Source organism: Halobacillus sp. Marseille-Q1614, from assembly GCF_902809865.1.
Classification (GTDB): domain Bacteria; phylum Bacillota; class Bacilli; order Bacillales; family Halobacillaceae; genus Halobacillus_A.
Genome location: NZ_CADDWH010000001.1, coordinates 1,151,226 through 1,176,263 on the forward strand (window position 1 = coordinate 1,151,226; position 25,038 = coordinate 1,176,263).

The 25,038-nt window shown below is 42.4% G+C and carries 29 protein-coding genes; 28 read left to right on the plus strand and 1 reads right to left on the minus strand.

Annotated features, from left to right (window positions below):
* Positions 1–7: 7 nt before the first annotated feature.
* The 16 genes from deoB to HUS26_RS05800 all read left to right on the plus strand — a co-directional run bounded on the left by deoB (position 8) and on the right by HUS26_RS05800 (position 13,295).
* Positions 8–1,186, plus strand: a complete 1,179-nt coding sequence (gene deoB, locus HUS26_RS05725) for a phosphopentomutase (RefSeq protein WP_173916240.1) — start codon at positions 8–10, stop codon at positions 1,184–1,186.
* A gap of 13 nt (positions 1,187–1,199) precedes the next feature.
* Positions 1,200–2,018 carry a purine-nucleoside phosphorylase gene (locus tag HUS26_RS05730; protein ID WP_173916241.1) on the plus strand — a complete coding sequence of 273 codons (819 nt, stop codon included), beginning with the start codon at positions 1,200–1,202 and terminating at the stop codon, positions 2,016–2,018.
* Positions 2,019–2,039: 21 nt separating this feature from the next.
* Positions 2,040–3,341, plus strand: coding sequence for a pyrimidine-nucleoside phosphorylase (locus HUS26_RS05735; protein WP_173916242.1), 1,302 nt, complete (start codon positions 2,040–2,042; stop codon positions 3,339–3,341).
* Positions 3,342–3,469: 128 nt separating this feature from the next.
* A complete protein-coding gene (locus HUS26_RS05740) occupies positions 3,470–4,642 on the plus strand; it encodes a D-alanyl-D-alanine carboxypeptidase family protein (RefSeq protein WP_173916243.1) in 1,173 nt (390 codons plus the stop codon).
* Positions 4,643–4,733: 91 nt separating this feature from the next.
* Positions 4,734–5,087, plus strand: coding sequence for an anti-sigma F factor antagonist (spoIIAA, locus tag HUS26_RS05745; RefSeq protein ID WP_173916244.1), 354 nt, complete (start codon positions 4,734–4,736; stop codon positions 5,085–5,087).
* Positions 5,084–5,521: an anti-sigma F factor gene (gene spoIIAB / locus HUS26_RS05750; protein WP_173916245.1), complete on the plus strand. Its 438-nt coding sequence runs from the start codon at positions 5,084–5,086 to the stop codon at positions 5,519–5,521. The genes spoIIAA and spoIIAB overlap by 4 nt, the downstream gene beginning before the upstream one ends.
* A 10-nt stretch (positions 5,522–5,531) precedes the next feature.
* On the plus strand, positions 5,532–6,281 hold the full coding sequence (gene sigF, locus HUS26_RS05755) for an RNA polymerase sporulation sigma factor SigF (RefSeq protein ID WP_173916246.1): 750 nt from the start codon (positions 5,532–5,534) through the stop codon (positions 6,279–6,281).
* A 99-nt stretch (positions 6,282–6,380) separates the two neighbouring features.
* On the plus strand, positions 6,381–6,995 hold the full coding sequence (locus HUS26_RS05760) for a stage V sporulation protein AA (RefSeq protein WP_173916247.1): 615 nt from the start codon (positions 6,381–6,383) through the stop codon (positions 6,993–6,995).
* On the plus strand, positions 6,982–7,392 hold the full coding sequence (locus HUS26_RS05765) for a stage V sporulation protein AB (protein WP_173916248.1): 411 nt from the start codon (positions 6,982–6,984) through the stop codon (positions 7,390–7,392). Before HUS26_RS05760 ends, HUS26_RS05765 begins: the two co-directional genes overlap by 14 nt.
* 14 nt (positions 7,393–7,406) lie before the next feature.
* Entirely contained in the window at positions 7,407–7,859 is a 453-nt protein-coding gene (gene spoVAC, locus HUS26_RS05770; RefSeq protein WP_173916249.1) for a stage V sporulation protein AC, read from the plus strand.
* Positions 7,860–7,873: 14 nt separating this feature from the next.
* The gene (gene spoVAD / locus HUS26_RS05775; RefSeq protein WP_173916250.1) at positions 7,874–8,890 is read left to right on the plus strand and encodes a stage V sporulation protein AD; all 1,017 of its coding nucleotides are present in this window, start codon (positions 7,874–7,876) and stop codon (positions 8,888–8,890) included.
* Positions 8,887–9,237 (plus strand): stage V sporulation protein AE, encoded by a 351-nt coding sequence (gene spoVAE / locus HUS26_RS05780; protein WP_173916251.1) that lies wholly within the window; start codon positions 8,887–8,889, stop codon positions 9,235–9,237. The genes spoVAD and spoVAE overlap by 4 nt, the downstream gene beginning before the upstream one ends.
* A 28-nt stretch (positions 9,238–9,265) precedes the next feature.
* Positions 9,266–10,732 carry a spore germination protein gene (locus tag HUS26_RS05785; protein WP_371809556.1) on the plus strand — a complete coding sequence of 489 codons (1,467 nt, stop codon included), beginning with the start codon at positions 9,266–9,268 and terminating at the stop codon, positions 10,730–10,732.
* Between the two features lie 110 nt (positions 10,733–10,842).
* The gene (lysA, locus tag HUS26_RS05790) at positions 10,843–12,171 is read left to right on the plus strand and encodes a diaminopimelate decarboxylase (RefSeq protein ID WP_173916252.1); all 1,329 of its coding nucleotides are present in this window, start codon (positions 10,843–10,845) and stop codon (positions 12,169–12,171) included.
* Complete coding sequence (locus tag HUS26_RS05795) at positions 12,152–12,586, plus strand: peptidylprolyl isomerase (RefSeq protein WP_173916253.1); 435 nt, start codon at positions 12,152–12,154, stop codon at positions 12,584–12,586. The genes lysA and HUS26_RS05795 overlap by 20 nt, the downstream gene beginning before the upstream one ends.
* A 343-nt stretch (positions 12,587–12,929) precedes the next feature.
* Positions 12,930–13,295 carry a GNAT family N-acetyltransferase gene (locus tag HUS26_RS05800; protein WP_173916254.1) on the plus strand — a complete coding sequence of 122 codons (366 nt, stop codon included), beginning with the start codon at positions 12,930–12,932 and terminating at the stop codon, positions 13,293–13,295.
* A gap of 36 nt (positions 13,296–13,331) precedes the next feature.
* Here HUS26_RS05800 and HUS26_RS05805 read toward each other — a convergent pair whose 3' ends face one another.
* The gene (locus HUS26_RS05805; RefSeq protein ID WP_173916255.1) at positions 13,332–13,799 is read right to left on the minus strand and encodes a DUF309 domain-containing protein; all 468 of its coding nucleotides are present in this window, start codon (positions 13,797–13,799) and stop codon (positions 13,332–13,334) included.
* A 205-nt stretch (positions 13,800–14,004) separates the two neighbouring features.
* Here HUS26_RS05805 and HUS26_RS05810 point away from each other — a divergent pair, with 205 nt between their 5' ends.
* The 12 genes from HUS26_RS05810 (at position 14,005) to HUS26_RS05865 (ending at position 25,015) form a co-directional block, all read left to right on the plus strand.
* Positions 14,005–14,751, plus strand: coding sequence for a segregation/condensation protein A (locus HUS26_RS05810; protein WP_173916256.1), 747 nt, complete (start codon positions 14,005–14,007; stop codon positions 14,749–14,751).
* On the plus strand, positions 14,748–15,344 hold the full coding sequence (gene scpB / locus HUS26_RS05815) for an SMC-Scp complex subunit ScpB (RefSeq protein ID WP_173916257.1): 597 nt from the start codon (positions 14,748–14,750) through the stop codon (positions 15,342–15,344). The genes HUS26_RS05810 and scpB overlap by 4 nt, the downstream gene beginning before the upstream one ends.
* Positions 15,345–15,368: 24 nt before the next feature.
* Positions 15,369–15,701, plus strand: coding sequence for a hypothetical protein (locus HUS26_RS05820; RefSeq protein ID WP_173916258.1), 333 nt, complete (start codon positions 15,369–15,371; stop codon positions 15,699–15,701).
* 111 nt (positions 15,702–15,812) lie between these two features.
* Positions 15,813–16,898 (plus strand): D-alanyl-D-alanine carboxypeptidase family protein, encoded by a 1,086-nt coding sequence (locus HUS26_RS05825; RefSeq protein ID WP_371809557.1) that lies wholly within the window; start codon positions 15,813–15,815, stop codon positions 16,896–16,898.
* The gene (locus HUS26_RS05830; RefSeq protein WP_173916259.1) at positions 16,886–17,479 is read left to right on the plus strand and encodes a nucleoside recognition domain-containing protein; all 594 of its coding nucleotides are present in this window, start codon (positions 16,886–16,888) and stop codon (positions 17,477–17,479) included. The genes HUS26_RS05825 and HUS26_RS05830 overlap by 13 nt, the downstream gene beginning before the upstream one ends.
* Positions 17,476–17,991, plus strand: coding sequence for a spore maturation protein (locus HUS26_RS05835; protein WP_173916260.1), 516 nt, complete (start codon positions 17,476–17,478; stop codon positions 17,989–17,991). Before HUS26_RS05830 ends, HUS26_RS05835 begins: the two co-directional genes overlap by 4 nt.
* Before the next feature lie 233 nt (positions 17,992–18,224).
* On the plus strand, positions 18,225–18,953 hold the full coding sequence (locus HUS26_RS05840; RefSeq protein WP_173918754.1) for a pseudouridine synthase: 729 nt from the start codon (positions 18,225–18,227) through the stop codon (positions 18,951–18,953).
* A 54-nt stretch (positions 18,954–19,007) separates the two neighbouring features.
* Positions 19,008–19,559: a thiol-disulfide oxidoreductase ResA gene (gene resA / locus HUS26_RS05845; protein WP_173916261.1), complete on the plus strand. Its 552-nt coding sequence runs from the start codon at positions 19,008–19,010 to the stop codon at positions 19,557–19,559.
* Between the two features lie 27 nt (positions 19,560–19,586).
* Positions 19,587–21,245, plus strand: coding sequence for a cytochrome c biogenesis protein ResB (locus tag HUS26_RS05850; protein WP_173916262.1), 1,659 nt, complete (start codon positions 19,587–19,589; stop codon positions 21,243–21,245).
* Positions 21,246–22,430: a c-type cytochrome biogenesis protein CcsB gene (gene ccsB, locus HUS26_RS05855; protein WP_173916263.1), complete on the plus strand. Its 1,185-nt coding sequence runs from the start codon at positions 21,246–21,248 to the stop codon at positions 22,428–22,430.
* Positions 22,431–22,508: 78 nt separating this feature from the next.
* On the plus strand, positions 22,509–23,231 hold the full coding sequence (locus HUS26_RS05860; RefSeq protein ID WP_173916264.1) for a response regulator transcription factor: 723 nt from the start codon (positions 22,509–22,511) through the stop codon (positions 23,229–23,231).
* The gene (locus HUS26_RS05865) at positions 23,231–25,015 is read left to right on the plus strand and encodes an ATP-binding protein (RefSeq protein WP_173916265.1); all 1,785 of its coding nucleotides are present in this window, start codon (positions 23,231–23,233) and stop codon (positions 25,013–25,015) included. Before HUS26_RS05860 ends, HUS26_RS05865 begins: the two co-directional genes overlap by 1 nt.
* The last annotated feature ends 23 nt before the right edge of the window (positions 25,016–25,038 follow it).

Below are 25,038 nucleotides of genomic sequence, written 5' to 3' on the forward strand. Positions count from 1 at the left end.
TTTTAATATGAATTCATTTAAACGAGTATTTCTGGTTGTCATGGACTCTGTAGGCATCGGGGAAGCACCGGATGCTGAAAAATTTAACGATAAAGGGGCTCATACCCTTGGCCATATTGCGGAACATATGGGAGGACTGAAAATGCCTCATATGGGTTCACTCGGTTTAAGCAATATCCGCCCTATTAAAGGAATTGAAAAGGCGGAACAGCCTAAAGCTCATTACACTACAATGATGGAAGCTTCTAATGGTAAGGATACAATGACCGGGCATTGGGAGATCATGGGACTTAACATTCAACAGCCATTTCGAACGTTTCCTGACGGCTTTCCTGATGAACTGTTAAATCAATTAAAAGAAAAGACAGGCCGGGGAATTGTAGGAAATAAACCTGCTTCTGGTACAGAGATATTAGTAGAGCTAGGAGAACACCATATGAAGACAGGGGACTTAATTGTTTACACGTCTGCTGACTCTGTTCTGCAGATTGCTGCCCATGAGGAAGTCGTTCCATTAGAGGAACTCTATGAGATTTGTGAGTATGCCCGTGAACTTACGAGAGATGAAAAGTATATGGTCGGCCGTGTGATTGCCCGTCCGTTCGTAGGTGCTCCGGGAGCTTTTGAAAGAACATCCAACCGTCACGATTATGCACTAAAGCCTTTTGGACAAACGGTGATGAACCATTTAGAAGATGCAGGATTAGATGTCATCGCCCTAGGCAAAATTTCCGATATCTATGATGGTGAAGGTGTAACAGAAGCGATTAGGACGACAGACAATATGGATGGAATGGATCAGCTTGTCGCATCAATGGGTAAAGATTTTAAAGGATTAAGCTTTTTAAACCTCGTTGATTTTGATGCTAAATTCGGTCACCGCCGTGATCCACAGGGCTATGGCGAGGCGCTTGAAGCCTATGACGAACGTCTGCCGGAAGTGCTGGAAAAAATGACAGCTGAAGATTTACTAATCATAACAGCTGATCATGGCAATGACCCGATTCACCACGGAACAGACCATACGAGAGAGCTTGTTCCTTTAATCGTCTATCATAAAGGTATTACTGCAGGGAAAGAGCTTCCTCAGTGCCAGACATTTGCAGATGTAGGTGCAACGATTGCCGACAACTTCTCAGCGAAAATGCCTGAACATGGAACGAGTTTTTTAAAGGATATCAAGTAGGAGGACGATAATCATGGAAATGATCAGAAAAGAAGCAGCAGCTTTTATAAAAGAAAAAGTAAATGTGGAACCGACCGTAGGATTAATTTTAGGTTCAGGGCTTGGAGTGCTGGCAGATGAGATTCAAAACCCTGTCGTCATCAGCTATAAAGATATTCCTCACTTCCCTGAGTCCACAGTTTCAGGACATAAAGGCCAATTGGTCATTGGTAAATTAGAAGGGCGCCAGGTGATCGCAATGCAGGGCCGTTTTCATTACTATGAAGGCTATGATATGAAGCAGGTGACGTTCCCTGTCCGGGTTATGAAGGAACTTGGGGTTGAGACCTTGTTTGTGACGAATGCTGCCGGAGGAATTAATGAAGGCTTTAATGCCGGAGATTTAATGGTCATCACCGATCATATTAACAACTTGGGAGATAACCCGCTTGTCGGCTCAAATGATGATGAGCTGGGGCCGCGTTTTCCTGATATGTCTGAGGCCTACGACCGCAGTCTGATTGAACACGCGATGAAGAGTGCTGATCGTCTGAGCCTGAACGTACAAAAAGGAGTTTATATAGGAAATAAAGGACCTGCATATGAAACGGGCGCAGAAGTAAGAATGCTTAGAACGTGGGGCGGAGATGCTGTAGGAATGTCTACTGTGCCGGAAGTAACCGTAGCCAACCACGCGGGCATCCGCGTGCTTGGAATTTCCTGTATCTCCAATATGGCTGCAGGAATTCTTGACCAGCCGCTTACTCACGATGAAGTCATTGAGACAACGGCTCAAGTACGGGAAGACTTTTTAAGCTTTGTAAAAGATATGCTAAAGACTCTGCCAGCTTAATTAAATACGAGGTGAAACCAAATGAGAATGTATGATGTAATCGTTAAAAAGAGAGATGGTCAAGAACTGAGTAAGGAAGAAATCGAGTTTTTCGTAGATGGCTATACAAAAGGAGAAATACCTGATTACCAGGCCTCCGCTTTCACGATGGCTGTATATTTTCAGGGAATGACAGAAAATGAGACAGCGATCTTAACACAGGCAATGGTCGATTCTGGCGAAACAATTGATCTATCCGGAATTGAAGGTCACATCGTAGATAAGCATTCAACTGGAGGAGTCGGCGATAAAGTTACATTTATCGTCGGCCCGCTGGTCGCTTCAGCAGGTGTTCCTGTTGCGAAAATGTCGGGCCGCGGTCTAGGTCATACGGGTGGAACTCTGGATAAACTTGAAGCTATCCCGGGGCTTCAAATTGAAATGTCCAAAGAAGAGTTTATTAACAACGTAAATCAGCATAAGCTTGCCGTAGCCGGTCAGACTGGCAATCTGGCGCCCGCTGACAAGAAACTGTATGCCTTACGCGACGTAACGGGAACTGTGAACTCCCTTCCATTAATTGCTGGTTCAATTATGAGTAAAAAGCTGGCTTCAGGTGCTGACAGCATTGTTCTTGATGTGAAAACAGGAAGCGGCGCGTTTATGAAAACGCTGAAAGATTCAGAAGCCCTCGCCCGTGAAATGGTCAATATCGGAAACAATCTAGGAAGAAACACAGTGGCAGTTATTAGTGATATGAACCAGCCGCTTGGCTTTGAAGTTGGAAACGCTAACGAAATTAAAGAAGCGGCTGAAATTCTTCAAGGCAAGAAGGTGGAAGATTTAAGACAGCTGTCGTTAGAGATTGCTTCCCATATGACGGTACTTGCTGAAGCATTTTCAAGTTATGAAGAGGCGTATCAGACACTTGAAGAAAACTTGGAAAACGGGAAAGCCTTTGCTGCCTTCCGAACATTTATCGAAGCCCAGCATGGCGATACAAGTGTTATCGATGATCTGAGCAAGCTTCCTTCTGCAATACATGCGATTGAAGTTATCGCAGAGAAAGATGGATATGTTTCAGCAATCGATGCTGAATCAATTGGAATTGCTGCGATGTACTTAGGAGCGGGACGAGCTACTAAAGAAGATCAGATCAATCATGGAGTAGGAATTACGTTAAACAAAAAGATCGGAGATTCCGTCAAAGTGGGAGAGCCGCTCGTTATCCTGCACAGTGATAACAGGGAAGCAGCTGAATCAGTAAAGAAAGTCCGTGAAGCATATACTATTTCCTCTGAGAGAGTGGATGCCCCTACATTGATTCATAAGATTATTAAATAGATTGAACAACTCACTGCACCCCAAACGCAAGCAACAGCGTCTGGAGGTGCAGTTTTTTTGTTTACCCTCTGCATAGAAGTGAATGAACAGGGAAAAATAGGGACACTTACAAAGCAGGAGGTTACATTATGCATCGACTATTCAGTCTACTATTAACAATGAGTATTATATTTACTTTGATTCCATCATCTTTTGTTCATGCTCAAGATAAAGAACGTTCCCTTGCTTCAGCTGCTTCATCGGCCATACTTATGGAGAAAAACAGCGGAATGACTTTATTTGATAAAAACGCAAATAAAGAACTTCCTCCGGCAAGTATGACTAAGATCATGACTATGCTGATCATTATGGAAGAGCTGGAAAAAGGAAGACTTAAGCTTGATGAAATGGTCCGTGTCAGTGAACATGCGGCTTCCATGGGCGGTTCCCAAATCTTCCTTGAAGCTGGAGAAGAAATGTCAGTAGAAGATTTATTAAAAGGAATAGCTGTTGCATCTGGAAATGACGCAAGTGTCGCAATGGCAGAACGCATTGCCGGAAGTGAAGAAGAATTTGTAGACCGTATGAATAAAAAAGTGAAGGATTTAGGTTTAAAAAATACTCACTTTGAAAATCCTACAGGACTTCCTGCAGACGGGCACTACAGTACGGCTCACGATATGGCTGTTATGGCCCGTGAATTATTATTGCATGATTCCATTACTAAATATACGAGCATTTATGAAGACTATTTACGTAAAGGAACAGAGGATGAGTTTTGGTTAGTAAATACGAATAAGTTAATTAAAACTTATCCGGGAATGGATGGCTTAAAAACAGGGTTTACCCAAAAAGCAAAATACTGCTTGACTGCCAGTGCTAAAAAGGACGATTTGCACATGATAGCAGTTGTGATGGGAGCTGAAAAGCCAAAAGAGCGGAATGAAGCGATAGCCAGCCTGCTTGATTATGGCTTCAGTCAATATGAAGGAGTAAAACTTCATAGCAAAGATGATGTTCTGCAGGAAAGAAAAGATATTAGAGGTACACCTTTGAATCTGAAGCTCGTGCCTGAGAAGGATGTAGTTGTCCTAAAGAAAAAGAATGAAGAAAAAACAAAATATGATACAAAGCTTACGATAACGAAAGAGGCAGATCTTCCGATTGAAAAAGGCGACCACCTTGGATGGCTGACTGTCAGCAAAGGAAATGAAGAGGTTACCCGTGTCCGTCTTGAGGCGCAGGAGCCTGTTAAACAGGCTAAATTTATAGAGCTGTGGGAACGCACCTTTAGAAATTTGACAGGTATTGAGAAGTTTTAGCGAATCATCACTAGTATTGTTTTTCAGCAGGAAACATAGGGATAAAAGGCGAAAAGACTAAGTGACTCTAATTGATAAGGAGGAACTGCACTTGAGTCTTTCCGTAGAATTCACAACTAAAGAATCGATTTTACTCGTACGTTTAGAAGGTGAGCTTGATCACCATGAAGCAACAAACCTTCGTGAAGAATGGCAGGCTCAGCTTGCTCAAAATCAAGTAGGACATGTCATTGTAAACTTAGAGAAGTTAACTTTTATGGACAGTTCAGGTTTAGGAGTAATGCTGGGCCGATATAAAGAAATCCAGGCGGCTGGCCGGGAAATGGTCATTTGTTCGGTTTCGCCTGAAGTCAAAAGGTTATTTGACCTTTCAGGGATGTTTAAAATCGTACGATTAGTCGACAATGAAGATTTTGCTCTGCAAATGCTGGGGGTGGCGTCATGAAAAACCATATGAGAATCGAATTTTCAAGCATCAGCCAGAATGAATCCTTAGCCAGGTTAGCCGTCGCTTCCTTTATCAGTCCTTTGAATCCATCGATGGATGAGCTGACTGATATTAAGACCGTAGTATCCGAAGCTGTTACGAACGCGATTATTCATGGGTATGAAGAAAATCCAGAAGAAAATGTAATCCTCGAATGCTCAATTGATGAAGATCAAATCCAAATTATAATCCAGGACCACGGAATAGGTATTGAGGATATTGAAGAAGCTAGAGAGCCGCTTTTCACCTCCAAACCGGAGTGGGAGCGTTCCGGCATGGGTTTTACGATCATGGAAAACTTTATGGATCAGGTGGATGTCAAATCCATTAAAAACGAGGGCACGACGATTACACTAGCCAAGCAGTTAACCTCAACGAAAGTTTGTAATTAGGAAGGCGCACATGAAGACGCATACGAAAGAGCAGCGCTTATCAGACAAGGAAGTTAGGGAGCTTATTCAAAGAAGCCAGTCAGGTGACCAAGAGGCCAGGCACTTTCTGGTCGAAAAAAATACGAGGCTTGTCTGGTCCGTAGTGCAGCGTTATTTAAGGCGCGGTTACGATCCGGATGATTTGTATCAGATAGGCTGTATCGGCTTGTTGAAGTCAGTTGATAAATTTGACCTCAGTTTTGACGTCAAATTTTCCACCTATGCTGTTCCTATGATTATCGGTGAAATTCAGCGTTTTATTAGAGATGACGGCAGTGTAAAAGTGAGCCGAAGCCTTAAGGAAACCTACCATAAGATCCGAGTGAAAAAAGAAGAGCTGTTAAAAGAGTATGGACGGTCACCGACGATCAATGAGCTGGCTGCAGCGCTTGAATTAACGAATGAAGAAATAATTCAGGCGGAAGAAGCCGGGCGTTCCCCTCAATCGATTTATGAAACGGTCTATGAGAGCGAGGGAGATCCGATTACATTAGTCGACCAGATTGCGGAAGAGGATTCACGGTGGTTTGAACATCTTTCTTTGCATGATGTGATAGATACGCTTGAAAAACGTGAAAAATTAATTATCTACTTAAGGTATTTTAAAGACCAGACCCAGTCGGAAGTTGCTGAACGGATCGGCATCTCCCAGGTGCAGGTTTCCAGGCTGGAAAAGAAAATTTTAGAGCAAATGAAACATCTTATGAGTGATACGAGTTAACAAAAGCTGCGCAGACTGCGTAGCTTTTTCTTTTTGTATGATTTTGTAAATGTATCACATACTATCAAAGAGATTCTTTGGCAGGAGGCGTTTCTAATTATGACCCCAATTTATATTCGCTTGAAGCAGTCGATCCGCATTCCTGCTCAAGATATGATTCGCTTAAAAGACATAGCCAGAATCACCGGGCTGAAGAGAGAAAAGCCTTTAATAGAGAACATGATTGTACATCGAATAAAGCAGGAGGATAGGAATGTAATTGTTATTGATAGCTTTACGATTATCAATCAAATCATTTCCCGCTTCCCTGATTACCAAGTTGAGATCCTCGGTCCGAATTACTGTGTGGTTCATATTGAAAGGAATAAAAAGAAACCCACTCTCCTTATTGTTGCAGGAATTTGGCTTTTACTATTTATCGGTGCAGCTATGGCTATAATGAATTTTCATTATGATGTCAGCATGGAAATGGTTCAGCAGAAGCTGCACTTCATGTTAACAGGTGAGGAAGTGGAGCATCCCTTATGGATCCAGATTCCTTATTCCATTGGGCTTGGGCTGGGCATGATTTTATTCTTTAATCATTGGTTCCATAAGAAATTTAATGAAGAACCTAACCCTATGGAAATAGAGGTCTTTAAATACCAGGAAGATTTGGACCATTATGCTGCGATTCATGACAATAAGGTGGAAAAAATGGATGAGGATCATTGAAGCTGTTATCGGTTTAGCATCTGGTATTGCAGTCGGAACAGGTTTTGTAGCTTTTATAACCGTTTTAGGGATCGTGCCCCGTCTCATGCAGCTAAGTCAAACGGCATCGAAAATCATCTGGTATGAAGTGGCGATCATCTTTGGTGTATTTGCCGGAATATATTTGTCCTTTGGCGACTCTCCGATTCATATGGCCGTGCCGGGTTTAGTATTATGGGGCCTGTTTCACGGAGCTTTTGTAGGGATGCTTGCTGCTGCCTTAACCGAAGTGTTAAATGTATTTCCCCTTCTCTTTAAAAGAATAGGCATTGAAGGATATTTATTCACTTTATTAATGGCTTTATCTCTTGGGAAAATTGCAGGTTCTCTTTTCCAGTGGGTAATTTTTGTTAAGTAATGGAGGTTCTATTAATGAAAGAATTTAATTCAAAAGACTATAAAAAGCAAAGTCAGACCTATCAGCCGAAGCCCCCTTATGTGGTGAACTGTGTAAAGGCATTCGTCATCGGAGGTCTCATTTGTACATTTGGCGAATTACTGACACAAATGTACATTCACTGGTTTGGGTTCAGTGAAGAAAACGCCGGCAATCCGACTGTAGCAACATTAATCCTGCTTGCTGCTTTAGCTACGGGGTTTGGATTTTATGACAAGCTTGGGCAGTTTGCAGGTGCTGGTTCGGCCGTTCCGGTAACCGGCTTTGCTAATTCCATCACTTCCGCTGCTCTTGAGCATAAAAGTGAAGGCCTTGTACTCGGTGTGGCTACAAACTTGTTTAAAGTCGCAGGATCGGTCATTGTATTTGGAGTTGTAGCGGCCTATATTCTCGGCATTATCCGTTTTACAATAAAAGCATTATTCTAGAGGAAGTGAAGACTATGGGAAAAAGCGGTAAACAAACGTGGACTTTTACAAAGCCTGTTTATATTCAATCAACAGGAACCGCAGTAGGTCCGTTAGAAGGAGAAGGCCCTTTGAAAGATTCGTTCGATAAAGTGTACGATAATTTACATTGTGATGAAGATAACTGGGAGCTGGCGGAGAGAAGGCTCATGACCGATGCAGTTCATACGTGTCTACAGAAAGCAGGTGTGGACAAAAGTAACATTGATTTGTTTCTCGCAGGCGATCTTCTTAATCAAAACGTAACGGGCAACTACGTGGCCCGGCAGTTAGGAATCCCGCTGCTCGGCATGTTTGGTGCCTGTTCTACGTCTATGGAAACGTTAGCCACGGCTGCAGCTCTGGTTGAAGGCGGCTATTCTAAACAGGCGATTGCCGCGGTCAGCTCCCACAATGCTACAGCGGAGCGCCAATTCCGCTACCCGACAGAATACGGAGGCCAGAAGCCTAAAACAGCTACTTATACGGTTACTGGCAGCGGAGCAGCGCTAGTATCGTCGACTCCGTCGCCTATTAGAATTGAAGCGGCCACAATAGGAAAGGTCATGGATTATGGAATTACAGATCCTTTTGACATGGGCTCAGCGATGGCTCCCGCAGCCTGGGATACGATAAAAACCCATCTTCAGGATATGGGAAGAATGCCGTCTGACTATGATGTCATTGCCACGGGAGACCTGTCAGGAGTCGGTACGCCAATTGTCAGAGATATGCTCAAAGGTGACGGTTTTAATGTATCTGAGGTTCATGAAGACTGCGGACTGCTCGTATACCATAGCGATCAGCCCGTATTCAGCGGTGGAAGCGGATGCGCCTGCTCGGCAGTTGTTACTTATGGAAAACTGCTCGAAGACTTGAAACAGGGGATTTACAAGAAAATATTAGTTGTCGCAACCGGTGCTTTAATGAGTCCCATGATGCTGCAGCAGAAAGAATCGATTCCTGGAATCGCACATGGTGTTGTTTTTGCAAGGGAGGAGGTCATTCTATGACGTTTTTATGGGCTTTTTTAGTAGGAGGCGGCATTTGTGTAATCGGTCAATTATTGCTTGATGTAGCCAAGCTGACGCCAGCTCATGTTATGACATCCTTTGTAGTGGCAGGAGCCGTATTAGATGCTTTTGACCTATACGATAACTTAATTGAATTTGCAGGTGGAGGAGCAACCGTACCGATTACGAGTTTTGGACACAGCCTGCTGCACGGATCTATGAAACAAGCTGAAGAGCATGGCATCATCGGGGTAGCAGTCGGGATGTTTGAATTAACTTCTGCCGGAATCGCATCTGCAATTTTATTTGGTTTTATCGTAGCAGTGATCTTTAAGCCAAAAGGATAGTGACGGCGAAGGGAAAGGAGGAAGAGCTGTGGCAGAGGAAAAGAAAACTCCGGTCGTCATGAAAATGGAGCAGAACAAACATGAAATGAAAAAGCGGCTGGGAATTGGAAAGTCTTTCGATGTGGGAGTCCGTACCCTTAGAATTTTAGATAAAGAAGTAAACATCTACTATGTCAATGGATTATGTGAAACCCCGGTAATTGTCGATTTAATGAGAAGGCTTTTTGAACTGAATGAAGGTGTCAAAGATAAGAAGTCTCCCTTTCAGCTCATTCATAACAGTCTGGCGCATCAGCAGGTTGAACTTGTAGAAACGGTGGAGAAGTGTGTAACGCAGGTCCTGTCCGGATTAATCGCCATTTTTGTTGATGGTGCTACCGAAGCTATCATCGTTGACGTCCGTTCTTATCCGGGGAGAACGCCGGAAGAACCTGATACGGAAAAAGTGGTCCGCGGATCGCGTGATGGTTATACTGAAAACATCATAGAAAATACGGCGTTAACCCGAAGGAGAATTCGGGACGAAAGGTTAAGAAATGAACTGATTCAGGTGGGAAAGCGTTCCAAAACAGATATCTGTATTTCTTACATTGAAGATGTGGCAGATCCCGGCATGGTTAAGCGCCTTAAGGCAGAATTAAATAAAATCAATATAGATGGTCTGTCTATGGCGGATAAAACCGTCGAAGAGTTTATCGTGCAGCAAGGCGCCAATCCTTTTCCGCTAGTAAGGTATACAGAGCGTCCAGATGTAGCTTCTGCTCATTTATTAGAAGGACACGTTCTCGTCATGGTTGATACGTCTCCGAGTATGATCATTGCACCGACCACTTATTTTCACCACGTTCAGCATGCTGAAGAGTTTCGACAGTCTCCAGCTGTAGGATCGTTTGTGCGCTGGGTAAGGTTTTTTGGACTATTCTCGTCTGTTTTTCTTCTTCCGTTCTGGATGTTGTTTGTCCTTCAGCCTGACCTTCTGCCTCAGTCACTTGAATTTATCGGTCCGAACGAGGAAAGCACTTTACCGATCATCGCTCAATTATTAATTGCCGATTTAGGTATTGAAATGCTTAGAATCGCCGCCATTCACACACCAACCCCGTTGTCGACAGCGATGGGCCTTATTGCAGCGGTCTTGATTGGCGAAATTGCGATCAACGTTGGACTGTTTGTACCGGAAGTTATTTTATATGTAGCGGTCAGTGCGATCGGATCATATGCAACACCAAGTTATGAGCTTGCCATCGCTAATAAAATGAGCCGTCTGGCTATTTTAATTCTAAGTGCGCTGTTTGGCATTAAGGGCTTTGTGATTGCTGCTACCCTTTACATTTTGTTCCTGGCACGGACGAAGTCATTTAATACACCTTATCTATGGCCATTCCTTCCGTTTAACGGTAAAGCCTTCCTGCAGATTCTATTAAGAATGTCGATTCCTATAGGGAAAATTCGGCCAAGCATCGTCCATCCGCAAAATAATCACAGACAAAGATAAGATGATTGCCGGTTTGCGGCTGGTATGATAAATTAAAGATAATTTTAAAAAATGTTCCTTTTTAGAAAGGAGCATTTTCTTTTATTAGAAGGGGAGAAAGGCGGATCAAAATGGATCGTGAAATAAACAGCCAAGGCAAGCTTTTAATTGGCGGTGTTCCAGCAGAAGAGATAGCTGAAAAATATGGAACCCCCGTGTATGTATATGATGTTAACAGAATAAGAAAGAATGCGAGGGCTTTTGTAGAAACTTTTAAAAAACATAAGGTTCCTGCACAGGTGGCCTATGCGAGCAAAGCTTTTTCTTCAGTTGCTATGCTGCAAGTAGCGAAAGAAGAGGGCTTAAGTTTAGATGTCGTGTCAGAGGGAGAGCTGCACACGGCGCTGAAAGCTGATTTTCCTGTAGAGAAAATTCATATGCACGGAAATAATAAAAGCTTAGCAGAATTAAAAATGGCGGTTAATAATAAAATCGGCTGTATTGTTGTAGATAACTTCTATGAAATTGCTTTGTTAACCGACCTGCTAAAAGAGCAGAAAGTAAACATGGATGTATTGCTTCGTGTGACACCGGGTATTGAAGCCCACACACATGACTACATTTTGACAGGCCAGGAAGATTCAAAATTTGGTTTTGATTTATCGAGCGGACAGGCACAAAAGGCGTTCGAACTGCTTCAGGAAAGTGAGTATATCCGTGTGAAAGGTCTTCACTGTCACATCGGGTCACAAATTTTTGAAACGAGCGGTTTTACACTGGCCACTCAAAAATTATTTGAAACGATGAAAAGCTGGCGGGACGAATATGAGTATCAAGCAGAAGTATTAAACTTAGGAGGAGGCTTCGGTATTCAGTATACCGAAGAAGATGACCCCCTCAACTTAGACCAGTACGCTATTGCGTTAATTGATGAAGTGAAACGACAGTCAAAAGAGCTGAAATACCCGATGCCGGAAATATGGATCGAACCGGGGCGTGCGATCGTAGGAGACGCGGGTGTAACGCTTTACCGCATGGGATCTATTAAAGAAGTTCCTGGGGTAAGAACATACGCTTCTGTCGATGGGGGAATGACCGATAATATCCGTCCGGCGCTTTATCAGGCGAAATATGATGCTGTTCTAGCCAATAAAATGAACCTTCCCGATTTTAAAGAATATGCTATAGCTGGGAAGTGCTGTGAATCCGGAGATATGCTATTATGGGATGTGAAGCTGCCAGAAGTAGAGCCGAATGATTTAATGGCCGTTTTCAGTACCGGTGCGTATGGCTATGCGATGGCCAATAATTATAACCGTTTTGGAAAAGCGGCTGTTGTCTTTGTCGAAAATGGAAAGCATCATTTAGTTGTCCGCCGTGAGAAGTTTGAAGACATAACCCGGCTGGACTTATCCTATAACAAGCAGGAGGAAATGGAATATGAAACAAGCAACGATTGAATTTGAAAATGGAGAAAAAATGAAAATTGAGTTATACGATGAAGCAGCACCTAACACGGTAGATAACTTCGAAAAATTAGCAAACAGTGAATTTTATGATGGGTTAACTTTTCACCGTGTCATCCCTGACTTCGTTATTCAAGGAGGAGATCCAAACGGAAATGGAACAGGCGGCCCAGGGTACACTATAAAATGTGAAACTGAAGGCAATCCTCATAAACACCAGCGCGGATCTCTTTCAATGGCGCATGCCGGAAAAGACACAGGTGGAAGCCAATTCTTTATCTGTCATTCTCCTCAGCCGCATCTAGACGGCCGCCATACAGTATTTGGCAAAGTGGTAGATGGCGTTGATGTCGTAGACCGCGTACGCCCGGGAGATGTAATGCAGCGAGTTCGAGTCGAGGAAAAGTAATATCCATAGATGGAACTTTTAAAGAGCCCCTCATTTAAATAATTGCCGATATGTTATACATCTCTTTGCAGTTCCAGTCTTAAGCCGTGTATAGGTTATAAGCCCGAAGAATATTATTATAGTTCTAAAGCGGGTTGAATCTTCTTAAGAAATCCATTATGCTATTGCCTAGGCGAGAAGACAATGTAGTGGAGGCAGGCAATGAAAAAAAAGAATTGGATTTTATTTACGGTCCTGCTTGTAATGGGTTTAGCGTGGGGCGTATACTACTGGTTTGTGATCGTCTTTAACTAAACCGTTATTTTTTGATTGAAAAATATGGAGAGTTATACGAGGGGTTATTATGTTAATTCGGTTTAAAAAATCTTTTGAAAAAATAGCAATGGGTCTTCTTTCTTTCATGCCTGAATGTAAAGAAGTGAAGAAGCTCCAGGATATTATACTGGAATATGAAACGAATGAAACGTGGCACCTCTACTTGTGGAAAGAGGAGGATATCCTCGGTACAATTGGTGTGCGCACAGAAGGTAACACAGCCTATATCCAGCATGTATCCGTCAATCCATCACATCGGAATTTGGGCATTGGAAAGCAGATGATCCAGTCGATTTGCCAGCAATTTGGAAAAGATTATGATGTCCGAGCTGATCGAGTTACGGAAAGGTTTTTTGAAAAATGTGACGCGGAAAGTCCTTCCTCTAAAGTATAAAAGAAGGTGTCCAATATCGGACACCTTCTTATTATTTTAGGAGCGGTTATTTTTATGTTTGTGTACGAGGCTTGAATCTCGTAAATTACTTATACTCCAAAAAGATACATTCCATTCTCTGCACAAATCTTTCGTTTCTTTAATAAGCTCTGATTCTGTAAGAGGTAGAAGAATACTTACATAGTTTAAATTGTTGTTGATCCTCTCTTTTGTGAGATTGAGAAGGCGATCGAGTTCCTCAGGATCTATTCCTAACTCTAATAATCTTTCTTCGTTGCCGCTGATTTTATCAATCGTCTTATCAATAAGGATAGCAGCGCCTTTACGGTTCTTTCTCCGGAAATGATAAAGCGCAACCGCTAACTGAATCAATAATACCCACACGGAGTCTCTGTTTTGAGGCTCCGTTTCCTTCCAATGCTCCTCGAGCACTTCATGACATTCGAAATAATCACGCGTACCGTGAAAATGGGCCATATATTCAATATATCTTTGAGGAAACATAACAACGCACCTTTCTTATTTCATCTTATCGGCCAAAACTGCCCTCGTAAAGCGATAAGGATTAATCGAAGAGTATTAACGGTATAGTTTTTTTCTGATACTATTAATCAGTAGGCCCAATAAAACGATCGTGTTGATGAGCAGGGAATCCTGCGGCACTCTAGCCAATCAGAAAGATATTTGATGATAAAAGGAAGAATCAAAAATGACAGATCGCTATCAAGTGAAATTGGACGGTTTTGAAGGTCCATTGGATCTATTGCTGCACCTGATTAACCGATATGAAATTGATATTTATGATATACCCGTATCCACGATTACTGAACAATACATGAACTATATCCATACCCTGCAGGAGCTGGAATTAAATATTGCAAGCGAGTATTTAGTCATGGCTGCCAGTCTGCTCGCTATGAAAAGCCAGATGCTTCTCCCTGCACAGCAATTAAACGATGACTATGCCGAGGATGAAGAAGAGGATCCTAGGGAAGAACTGATACAGCGCCTGATTGAGTATAAAAAGTTCAAAGGAGCTGCAGAAAGTTTAAAACAAAAAGAAGAGAAAGCCAACCGGGTCTATACACGGGCTAAGGTGGACGCCGAAGACGATGGTGAAAATGACGAACCTTTAGAACCAGGTGAAGTATCAATGCTTGATATGCTCGACGCTGTAAATCGGCTGTTAAAACAGACGAAAAGCCGTACAGTTCAGGAAACGAAAATCAAGAAAGATGAAATTTCGATTCAGATGCGTATGGATGAAATCCTGGATAAAATTAAGATCGAGACCACAGGCACCCGCTTTCATGATCTGTTTGAGGAAAAGACAAAGCCTCATATCGTAGTTACATTTATTGCTGTTTTGGAATTAATGAAAAATAAAGATATAACATGTGTTCAGCCTAATCATTTTGATGAATTAGTTGTTTATAAACTGGAGGAACAAGCATGAATAAAGAAGAGAAACGAGCCTTGGCTGAAGGCCTTCTTTTTGCTTCTGGGGAAGAAGGAATCACTAAAAAAAAGCTGATGGAAGCTCTTGACTGCACTAAAAAGGAATTGAGTGAGCTGCTGCAGGATCTGCAGGAGGATTATGAGAAGCCACAGAGGGGTATTAGAATGATGGAATCGAATGAGACCCTTCATTTAACTACGAAACCTGAACATGCTGCTATTTATCAGGAAATCCTAAACTCCAAGTCTGCAACAAGGCTGTCTCAAGCCGCCCTGGAGGCATTAGCTATCATTGCCTACAGACAGCCGATTACACGAATTGAAATCGATGATTTAAGAGGAGTAAAGAGTGACCGGGCGGTACAGACGCTGGTTAATCGAAAGCTGATTGAGGAAAAAGGAAGAAAGGATGCTGTCGGACGTCCTGTATTATTTGGAACTACTACAGAATTTCTTACCTATTTTGGCTTATCTTCCATAGAAGAACTGCCTCCTTTAAAAGCGATGGAAGAGCAAAAAGATGTTGAAGAAGAAGCGGATCTCTTCTTTAAACACTTTGAAGCAGCAGATGATAATCCTGAAGGTTCATAAGGTGTCTCGAAAGGAGAAAATACAATGAATCTATTAGAGGTGGAACATCCTCCTCAAGAAGGATGTTCGATTATTATTTATGAAGATAAAAGCAGCAAAAGTTCATTGGAAGTTCACTATGAACCAACGATGGAATCCCTTTCTGGCATAGGGGCTTCACGGAGGGGACCAGTTTTAGCATTAGCTTATTTTATTAAATATCCAGAAGCAAAACACAAACAGACGGTTACCATTACCAGCGAGGAAGCTGAGCAAGTAGTTGCGGAAATGAATCTTGTAGCAATAGAGAAAGTGTATGAACATTTGAAAACGAATGGGACCTACGAGCTGACTTCTTCGCTCGACTTTTACGAATAAGTATACTTAAAAAGCCTGCGATTCTATATCGCAGGCTTTTTTCTGTTCTCATAAGCTTGTACCCGCACGCATAGAGTTAAATAAAAGACCAAGATTGGAGGAAGACCTCTGTTGAAACGTGTGCTGTCTATACCCATATTAATCATATTTATTTTGTCTGTTATGTTTCCTAATGTATCAAAGGCTCAACCAAACTTATATGTCTCGGCAGAACATGCTGTATTATTAGATGCGAAATCCGGCCGGGTTTTATATGAAAAAGATGCTTACACCCCTTCTTTAATTGCCAGTACCACTAAAATTATGACTGCAATTCTTGCTATTGAGTCAGGAAAATTGGAAGAGGAAGTAGTCGTCAGTGAGCGGGCGATCCGTGCGGAAGGCTCTTCGATTTATTTAACAAAAGATGAAAAAATTAAATTAATCGACCTTGTCTACGGATTAATGTTAAGAAGCGGGAATGACTCAGCTGTGGCTATTGCAGAACATGTAGGAGGAAGTCTGGAAGGATTTACGATGTTAATGAATGAAAAAGCCGACTGGCTCGGGATGGACGCTTCCAACTTTGAAAATCCGCATGGACTGGATGGAGAAAATCACGTTTCGAGCGCCTATGATTTAGCTCTGCTTATGGCTTATGCAATGAAAGATGAAACCTTTCGGGAAGTCACAGGAAGCAAGTCCTATAAATCAGACAACAGAACGTACTCCTGGCAGAATAAAAACAAGCTTTTAACGAAACTTTATGAAAATACAACGGGAGGAAAAACAGGGTTTACGAAGCAAGCCGGCCGTACGCTCGTAAGCAGTGCAGAAAAAGATGGCATGGAACTTATCGCTGTCACCTTGAACGCTCCGAGCGACTGGAATGACCATGAATCGATGTACGAATGGGGATTTGATCATTATGAAACTTACTTTTTACAAAGAGAGGGATATATTAAAGCAGCCGGAGAAGTGTATTATTTGCCAAGCGATATCGAGTATCCGCTGACAGATGGAGAATTGAAACAGCTAAAGGCTGTTTTTAAGCCGGGGGATGGAAGTGCTAATGAGGCAGGAACCCGCTATTTTCATATCAAAGACCAGAAAATTACTCAGTCAGCTGTGTTAAAGGAAAGACCCGCTGTACCAATTCTTCAATCAGGGGCCGATTTCTTTAAGCGCATGATGGGGGTAGAACTGTGGTCAACTTAATTTGGGTGTTTTTAGCTGTATCAGGTATCGTTTACGCTGCCTTTAATGGAACGGTAGACAAAGTCAATGAAGCAATTTTTGAGACGATCGACGAGAGTGTAATGATCACAATGAGCCTGCTCGGCGTACTCGTATTCTGGCTCGGGTTAATGAAGATTGCGGAGGAAGCGGGCCTGCTGGCTGGCCTGGCAAAAATGTTTAAGCCGGTTGTAAGAAGAATTTTTCCGGATATACCTGAGAAGGACCCGGCTTTAGGGTATATCCTTTCGAATATGACAGCTAATATGTTTGGGCTCGGCAATGCGGCTACACCGATGGGGCTGAAAGCTATGAAGGAATTAAAACGGCTTTCCGGATCCGATGAAGCAAGCCGGTCAATGATTACTTTTCTAGCGATCAACACATCCTCTTTAACTCTGATCCCAACAACGGTGATCGCTGTAAGAATGAAATATGATTCAGTGGATCCTACCGGTATTATAGGGGCGACAATATTAGCTACCATCCTGTCAACAGCAGCAGCCCTGATCATTGACCGTATCTTCTGTTATAGAAGACAAAGAAAAGGACAAGCGTTATGAGTATATGGCTGATTCCGCTTATTATATTAATCGTGTTAGTAACAGCTACGGTCAAAAAGGTACCGGCTTATGAAGTGTTCGTGGAAGGAAGTAAAGAAGGAATTCAGATTGCGATTTCACTGCTTCCATTTTTATTAGGGATGATGGTTTCGATAGCAATCTTTCAGGCTTCCGGAGCGATGGAAGCCGTGCTTCAAATATTTAAGCCGTTAATGAACGCCTTTGGTATTCCTGAACATATTTTGCCTCTGGCCTTAATCAGGCCGATTTCCGGGACGGCCGCTTTAAGCATGACGACGGAGCTGATTCGTACGTTCGGGCCAGATTCCCTGATCGGGTATATGGCGTCGGTGATGCAGGGGAGTACTGATACGACTCTTTATGTTATTACCGTCTATTTTGGAGCCGTAGGGATTAGAAAAATGGGAGACGCCCTAAAGGTTGGACTTCTAGCAGATTTTGTTGGTATAATAGCATCAATTATTATTGTAATCATTCTCTTTAGTGGATAAGCTAAAGAGAGAGTGTAAATGGCTATGTAGAATAAGCCGCGCTGGACCTATCCAGCGTGGCTTCATGCTGTTTATTCAAGTGATGGTGCTGTTTAAGGCGCTGATGTTTTTTGCAGTCCCCTTGTTATGAAGATCAACATAAAAAAACAGAGCTAATCTCAAAAAAATCAGCAGTAATGAACACAGCCTAGGAAATAAAAATTTTATAGTAGGAGGACGATCCGATGAGCGATTTGGAACGTCTGCAAAAAGTGATTGCCCACGCAGGTGTCGCATCACGAAGAAAAGCAGAAGAGTTAATTGTACAAGGTAAAGTAACAGTAAATGGAAAAGTAGTAAAGGAATTAGGAACAAAGGTTTCTTCTAACGACAAAGTAGAGGTAGAAGGGGTGCCTATTGTTAAGGAGCAGCCGGTCTATTACTTGCTGTATAAACCAAGAGGAGTTATATCCAGTGTTAAAGATGATAAAGGAAGGAAAGTGGTAACTGATTTCCTGCCGGAAGTAGAGGAACGGATCTTTCCCATCGGCCGTCTCGACTATGATACATCTGGGGTTTTATTATTAACAAACGATGGAGATTTTGCAAACTTATTAATGCATCCAAGTTATCAAATCGATAAAGTCTATGTTGTAAAAACGAAAGGTATTCCATCCAGCGACCAATTAAAAAGTTTTAAAAAAGGAATAAATGTTGAGGGCGAGCGTCTAAAAGCAGTGCATGCAAAAGTAATGTCAACAGACCAAAAGAAAAATACGGCGATTGTCCAGGTTATCCTTCATGAAGGTAAGAACCGTCAAGTTCGTAAAATGTTTGATGCGATCGGAATTCCCGTCGATAAATTAAAAAGAGAGCGCTATGGCTTTATCACGCTTGATGGAATGAACGCCGGCGACTTTCGTCCACTGAAGCCTCATGAAGTGAAGAAGCTGCGCCAGTTAGCTGATGAAAATGTTAAATAATTTTCAAAATTTGTTCGGCCTAACAATGATATAATGTTGTGGGAGTGAGAGTACGTGAAACAGAAAACTTTAGAAAAAAAGAAAAAACGGCTTATTTTTCGATCCGTATTGCTGGCAGTTATGGTCGGTTTGATAGCTTTTGCGTTAATTTCTAATTTAAATGACGATAAAAGCGTTGTCGCTCAAGGTGAAAAGGCTCCTGATTTTGAGCTGGAAAAGTTTGGTTCAGATGAAACAGTGGCACTCAGTGATCTTGAAGGCAAAGGAGTCATGATTAATTTTTGGGCTACATACTGTGAGCCTTGTAAAGATGAAATGCCTTATATGGAAGAAGTATATCCAAAGTATAAGGAAAAAGGTGTCGAAATTCTTGCCATTAACTTAGATACAACAGACCTTGTCGTACAGCGTTTTCTGGATAAGTATGGGTTAAGTTTTCCTATTCTTCACGACAAGAACGGGCAAGTGATGGATCAATACAATGTTGGACAAATCCCTTCCACCCTGTTTATTAACCCTGAAGGTGAAGTAGAGGAACAAGTAGTGGGACCGCTTACACTCGAAAAGCTCGAAGGCTATTTAAATGAGATAACACCAGAGGCGTAAGTCCAATTGAAATTGTGAGGTTTTACTATGGATAAGATAATTTGTGAATGTGGACGGGAAAACCCTGAAGGAGCGGTGTTGTGTCAGTCCTGCGGTAAACCAATTGAAGGAAACCAGCATTTGGACGGTAATGAGGATGAAAAGTTATTAAACATGCGGTATGACGGCAGTGCCCGTCGGTCAAAAACCTATAACCGTACAATGGTCGATAAAATCTGGAATTTCTTTTCATCGGTGAAAGTCGGAGTTTGGCTGATTGTCATTACTTTAATTGCTTCAGCCGTGGGTACTATCTTCCCGCAGGAAATGTATATTCCTCCCGGCTCCAACCCGGCGACACACTACCGGGATCAATACGGAATATTAGGGCAGATTTATTACCAGCTCGGTTTTCATAATTTGTTCACTTCATGGTGGTATATGCTCCTGCTGGCTTTGATCGGCATTTCTATCGTTATTGCCAGCCTTGACCGGTTTATTCCTTTATACAAGATACTTAAGACTCAAAAGCCTAAGCGGCATGATATGTTCCTAAGGAAGCAGCGGATATTCGGTAAAACAGAAGCGGATTCCGTAGATATCGAACGATTGAAAAGTAACTTAAAAAGGCAGCGTTTCAAGGTAAGCGAGGATGATGGAAGCCTGCTCGCAGAGAAAAACCGTTTTTCCCGTTGGGGCCCTTATGTTAACCATATTGGTCTAATTATCTTTCTGCTTGGAACACTGCTTCGTTTTGTACCTGCCTTCTATATCGATGAATTCATCTGGGTTCGTGAAGGTGAAACGAAGGTAATTAACGGGACAGAAGGAAAGTATTACATTGAAAACAAGGACTTTATTTTAGAAACTTACGATGAAAACGACGAACGTTTTAAAGAAGCCATTCAACGAAATGGACAGCCGGTGCCGAAAACTTATCAGACGAATGCCGTTCTTTATGAAAGAACAGATGAAATTGTCGTCGGAAAAGAACCGGAGTTAGAGAAAATCAAAGAAGCAGAAGCCCGCGTGAATCATCCGATTGAAATAGATGATTTTAAGCTGTACCAAGCAAGCTATCAGCTGAACGAATTCGAAAAAATGACTTTTAAACTCCATGATTCCGAGAATGAGGACACTTCATACGGTGAGTTCACCGTTGATTTAAGTGATCCAAAGGGAGAGTATGAGCTTGAAAGCGGTCATCGAATCGTCCTCGATTCTTATTTTCCAGAATACGTGTTAAAAGATGGAGAGCCGGTATCTCAGTCTAAATTTCCAAAAAACCCAGCTTTTGTCTTTAATGTATATCCTCCGGGAGAAGATTCTGACCCTGAAGTAAGTTTTGCCGGTATAGGGGCTAATATTGATCCTACGGGTGAGAATGAATTTAAAGTAGGCCTGGTAAATTTCGATGTGCGTGACGTCACGGGACTGACCGTTAAGAAAGACTACACGCTTCCATTCATTGCAATAGGCGGAGCCATCTTTATGATTGGGGTTATTCAAGGAATGTACTGGAATCACAGAAGGATCTGGATAAAACCTAAAGAAAACGGCGTCTGGATCGCAGGTCATACGAATAAGAACTGGGTAGCCTTAAGACGGGAAATTGATAAGGTTATTGAAGGAACGGGAATTCAATCACCTGTGGATCAGCAGGAAATAAAAGAATTGAATGACTCCGGCCATAAGGAGGGAAAATAATTGAGTAATTTAAGTGCTTTAAGCAGTAACCTTTTGTATGCTGCGTTCTTTATCTATTTAATTGCCACGTTTGTCTTTGCTGCAACCATACGGGATAAACGAAACAAACAGTCAAAAGGCGTTGCGAGTGCTGCGATTGGTTTAACTATTATTGGTTTTTTAACACAGCTGGGATATTTCTTCACAAGGTGGGGAGCCTCCGGTCATGCACCTGTGAGTAATTTGTTTGAATTCACCACATTCTTTGGAATGATGCTTGTACTTGCGTTTATCGTTATGTACTTTATTTACCGGATCAATGTACTGGGGCTTGTTGCACTGCCGATTGCATTATTGATCATTGCATTTGCGAGCATGTTCCCCAGGGAAATTTCACCCCTTGTGCCTTCGCTTCAGTCGCACTGGCTTTACATACACGTGACGACTGCTGCGTTAGGACAGGCGATATTGTCAATCAGCTTTGTGGCAGGTTTGATCTTTTTAATCCGACAGGTAGATCAAAGTAAAAAGACAAAACAAACCTTCTGGCTTGAATTTGTCATCTTTATGGTAGCTACTACATTGGCATTTATCATCATTTCTTCAACGTTTGGCGCCTTTAATTATCAAGCGGCATTCGAAGCGCCGATTGACGGTCAGGTCACGGAGATTACCTATGAGATGCCTCCAATAGCCGGACCTTTTGATGGTACATTGCTTACTGAAGGAATGTCACCTTTATTCCAGGCACCTGAATGGATGCGTGGAGTCGATGCAGCTATTAAGTTTAATACGATGATCTGGTCCTTACTCGGCGGTCTGGTGATTTACGGATTAACACGGTTAATCTTACGCAAAAGAGTTGGCGCATCGCTTCAGCCGCTGCTGCGTAAAGCGAACCCTGAAATTATCGATGAAGTCGGATATCGTGCGGTAGCCATCGGTTTTCCGATTTTTACATTGGGTGCATTGATATTTGCAATGATATGGGCTCAGCAGGCATGGGACCGCTTCTGGGGATGGGATCCTAAAGAAGTTTGGGCGCTTATCACGTTTTTCTTCTATGCTGCCTATCTACACCTGCGTCTGTCACGAGGATGGCAGGGCTCCAAATCTGCGTGGCTGGCCGTTGGCGGATTTGCGATTATAATGTTTAACCTATTAGCGGTAAACCTGATTATTTCAGGATTACATTCTTACGCTTAAAAGCACGAACTGGCAGGAAGGATTTGTTTATCCCTCCTGCCATTTATTATAATGAGATAGAAAAGAGGGGGTTATTTCATGAACGAGAATCAGGAAGCAAAAATTCTAGTGGTTGATGACGAAGAACGTATCCGTCGTTTAATAAGAATGTATTTAGAGCGGGAGAATTATATTATCGAAGAAGCAGAGGATGGAAATGAGGCATTAAATAAAGCGCTGCAGGAAGACTATGACGTGATTCTTCTTGATTTAATGATGCCTGGAAAAGACGGCATAGAAGTGTGTAAAGAACTGCGGGTAAAAAAAGCCACTCCAGTTATCATGCTTACGGCCAAAGGGGAAGAAGCAAACCGTGTCCAAGGGTTTGAAGTAGGAACTGACGATTATATCGTGAAGCCTTTCAGCCCGCGAGAAGTCGTTCTTCGCGTGAAAGCGCTTTTGCGAAGAGCCTCTTCCACCAAGTTTCTTGAGACGGACACTTCCGCACGAAATGTGCTTATGTTCCCGCATATGACAATTGATAATGATGCACACCGAGTAACAGCAGACGGAGAAGAAGTCGCTCTTACTCCAAAAGAGTATGAACTCTTAAACTATATGGCTCAATCTCCTGATAAAGTATTTGACCGTGAGCAGCTGTTAAAAGAAGTGTGGCAGTACGAGTTCTTTGGCGACCTGCGCACAGTAGATACCCACGTCAAAAGGCTTAGAGAGAAACTGAGTAAAGTATCTTCTAAAGCGGCAGGGATGATTGTGACGGTGTGGGGTGTCGGATATAAGTTTGAGGTTAGTGGAGACTGATGTTCTGGAGAAGTGTTGTAGGAAAATTATGGTTCACCATTTTGTTTTTAGTCTGTTTTGTCCTGTTTATTTTAACGGTGCTTCTGTTAGAATTCTTCGAGAACTACCACGTGTTAGAAGCAGAGAGAGATCTGCTGCAGACGGCCGCCAAAATTTCTGAGGTGGTCTCTCAGTATGAAGAAGACGAGCTCATCCTTTCAATGACAGATTTAATAAAAGATCCATCCAACCAGGTTGTGATTACAGATGAAAATGGCGAAAGCCTGACTTCCGTCTCAAAAGGGGAGAACCTTCCCAACAAAGATTTCGACTGGTTTATGAATGACAGTGAATTAGCCCGCGTCATCGACGAACGTGAAGATGTCATGAAGGTTTCAGGCGATGACGGATCTGGAATGGGGCTGATGGTCGTCGGAACGCCTCTTGAAAATCAAGGCGGAGCGGTGTTCGTTTATGAGTCGCTGGGAACTATAGATGAAACTTCAGACCAGACAACAAAGATTATATTTCTGGGAGCAGGGATCGCAATAATTCTTACGACGATATTTGCCTTCTTTTTATCCACCCGGATAACCTCCCCTTTAATCAAAATGAGAGAAGGGGCCATGGAACTTGCAAAAGGTGAATTTCATACAAAAATTCCTATCTTAACTCATGATGAGATCGGGGAACTGGCGATGGCCTTTAACCGAATGGGACGTCAGCTGAAATATCATATTAATGAACTGAATCATGAAAAAGAACAGCTCTCAGGAATATTGCGATCAATGGCGGACGGCGTATTAACGATGAATCGCCAAGGACAGGTTTTAGTTTCCAACCCTCCGGCCGACCAGTATTTGTACTCCTGGGACTATGAAAATAATGTACCCCTTCCTGTCAAAGAGGAAGGGAAGCGGGAGCTTCCAGATCCGCTGAGGGAAATATTTAATGAAGTTATTAAAAGCGAGCAGGAGCAAATGACCGAAGTGACAGCTCAAGGCCGGACATGGGTCATTATTATGACACCGCTCTATGATCGCATAAAAGTCCGTGGAGCGGTAGCGGTTCTGCGGGATATGACAGATGAGAGACGGCTTGATAAACTGCGTGAAGATTTTATCGCCAATGTATCCCATGAATTGAGAACACCGATTTCAATGCTTCAAGGTTACAGTGAGGCCATTGTTGATGATATTGCTGAGTCTAAGGAAGATAAAAATGAGTTGGCAAAAATCATCCACGATGAATCTCTTAGAATTGGACGGCTCGTTAACGAGCTTCTTGATTTAGCGAGAATGGAAGCAGGACATATGAACCTGAATTTAGAAAAAGTAGACATCAGCATGTTTATTCAAAAAATCGTCCGTAAGTTTAAAGGGATTGGCCAGGAAAAAGGTGTTGATTTACAAATGTCCGGAAATAAGGAACTTCCACCGCTAAATATGGATGCGGACCGGATGGAACAGGTGTTAACCAACCTGATCGATAATGCGATTCGCCATACGGAGCCTGAAGGCACTGTAAACGTAGAGGTACACCTTGATGAGCAGCAGAAAGAATGGCTTATCCGTGTTTCTGACTCTGGACAGGGTATTCCTGAAGAGGACCTGCCTTTTATTTTTGAACGGTTCTATAAAGCCGACAAATCCCGGAAGAGGAACAAGGAGAAGAAAGGAACAGGGTTAGGGTTAGCGATCGCAAAAAATATTGTTGACGCTCATAACGGGAGAATTACGGTTCAAAGTAAAACAGGTGAAGGGACATCCTTTGAAGTCTTTCTGCCCATCCATAAAGAAGATTAGAAAAATAAATTGATAAATAGAGA

What these genes read in the sequence shown, in the direction of transcription:
- HUS26_RS05850 (WP_173916262.1), top strand. Translation starts at nt 19,587, where the DNA reads ATGGATAAGATAATTTGTGAATGTGGACGGGAAAACCCTGAAGGAGCG.
- lysA (WP_173916252.1), top strand. Translation starts at nt 10,843, where the DNA reads ATGGATCGTGAAATAAACAGCCAAGGCAAGCTTTTAATTGGCGGTGTT.
- HUS26_RS05835 (WP_173916260.1), top strand. Translation starts at nt 17,476, where the DNA reads ATGAGTATATGGCTGATTCCGCTTATTATATTAATCGTGTTAGTAACA.
- HUS26_RS05735 (WP_173916242.1), top strand. Translation starts at nt 2,040, where the DNA reads ATGAGAATGTATGATGTAATCGTTAAAAAGAGAGATGGTCAAGAACTG.
- scpB (WP_173916257.1), top strand. Translation starts at nt 14,748, where the DNA reads ATGAATAAAGAAGAGAAACGAGCCTTGGCTGAAGGCCTTCTTTTTGCT.
- HUS26_RS05730 (WP_173916241.1), top strand. Translation starts at nt 1,200, where the DNA reads ATGGAAATGATCAGAAAAGAAGCAGCAGCTTTTATAAAAGAAAAAGTA.
- HUS26_RS05860 (WP_173916264.1), top strand. Translation starts at nt 22,509, where the DNA reads ATGAACGAGAATCAGGAAGCAAAAATTCTAGTGGTTGATGACGAAGAA.
- spoVAD (WP_173916250.1), top strand. Translation starts at nt 7,874, where the DNA reads ATGGGAAAAAGCGGTAAACAAACGTGGACTTTTACAAAGCCTGTTTAT.
- spoVAC (WP_173916249.1), top strand. Translation starts at nt 7,407, where the DNA reads ATGAAAGAATTTAATTCAAAAGACTATAAAAAGCAAAGTCAGACCTAT.
- HUS26_RS05805 (WP_173916255.1), bottom strand. Translation starts at nt 13,799, where the DNA reads ATGTTTCCTCAAAGATATATTGAATATATGGCCCATTTTCACGGTACG.
- HUS26_RS05760 (WP_173916247.1), top strand. Translation starts at nt 6,381, where the DNA reads ATGACCCCAATTTATATTCGCTTGAAGCAGTCGATCCGCATTCCTGCT.
- HUS26_RS05865 (WP_173916265.1), top strand. Translation starts at nt 23,231, where the DNA reads ATGTTCTGGAGAAGTGTTGTAGGAAAATTATGGTTCACCATTTTGTTT.
- HUS26_RS05800 (WP_173916254.1), top strand. Translation starts at nt 12,930, where the DNA reads ATGTTAATTCGGTTTAAAAAATCTTTTGAAAAAATAGCAATGGGTCTT.
- spoVAE (WP_173916251.1), top strand. Translation starts at nt 8,887, where the DNA reads ATGACGTTTTTATGGGCTTTTTTAGTAGGAGGCGGCATTTGTGTAATC.
- HUS26_RS05765 (WP_173916248.1), top strand. Translation starts at nt 6,982, where the DNA reads ATGAGGATCATTGAAGCTGTTATCGGTTTAGCATCTGGTATTGCAGTC.
- deoB (WP_173916240.1), top strand. Translation starts at nt 8, where the DNA reads ATGAATTCATTTAAACGAGTATTTCTGGTTGTCATGGACTCTGTAGGC.
- spoIIAB (WP_173916245.1), top strand. Translation starts at nt 5,084, where the DNA reads ATGAAAAACCATATGAGAATCGAATTTTCAAGCATCAGCCAGAATGAA.
- HUS26_RS05820 (WP_173916258.1), top strand. Translation starts at nt 15,369, where the DNA reads ATGAATCTATTAGAGGTGGAACATCCTCCTCAAGAAGGATGTTCGATT.
- HUS26_RS05795 (WP_173916253.1), top strand. Translation starts at nt 12,152, where the DNA reads ATGAAACAAGCAACGATTGAATTTGAAAATGGAGAAAAAATGAAAATT.
- sigF (WP_173916246.1), top strand. Translation starts at nt 5,532, where the DNA reads ATGAAGACGCATACGAAAGAGCAGCGCTTATCAGACAAGGAAGTTAGG.
- HUS26_RS05740 (WP_173916243.1), top strand. Translation starts at nt 3,470, where the DNA reads ATGCATCGACTATTCAGTCTACTATTAACAATGAGTATTATATTTACT.
- HUS26_RS05810 (WP_173916256.1), top strand. Translation starts at nt 14,005, where the DNA reads ATGACAGATCGCTATCAAGTGAAATTGGACGGTTTTGAAGGTCCATTG.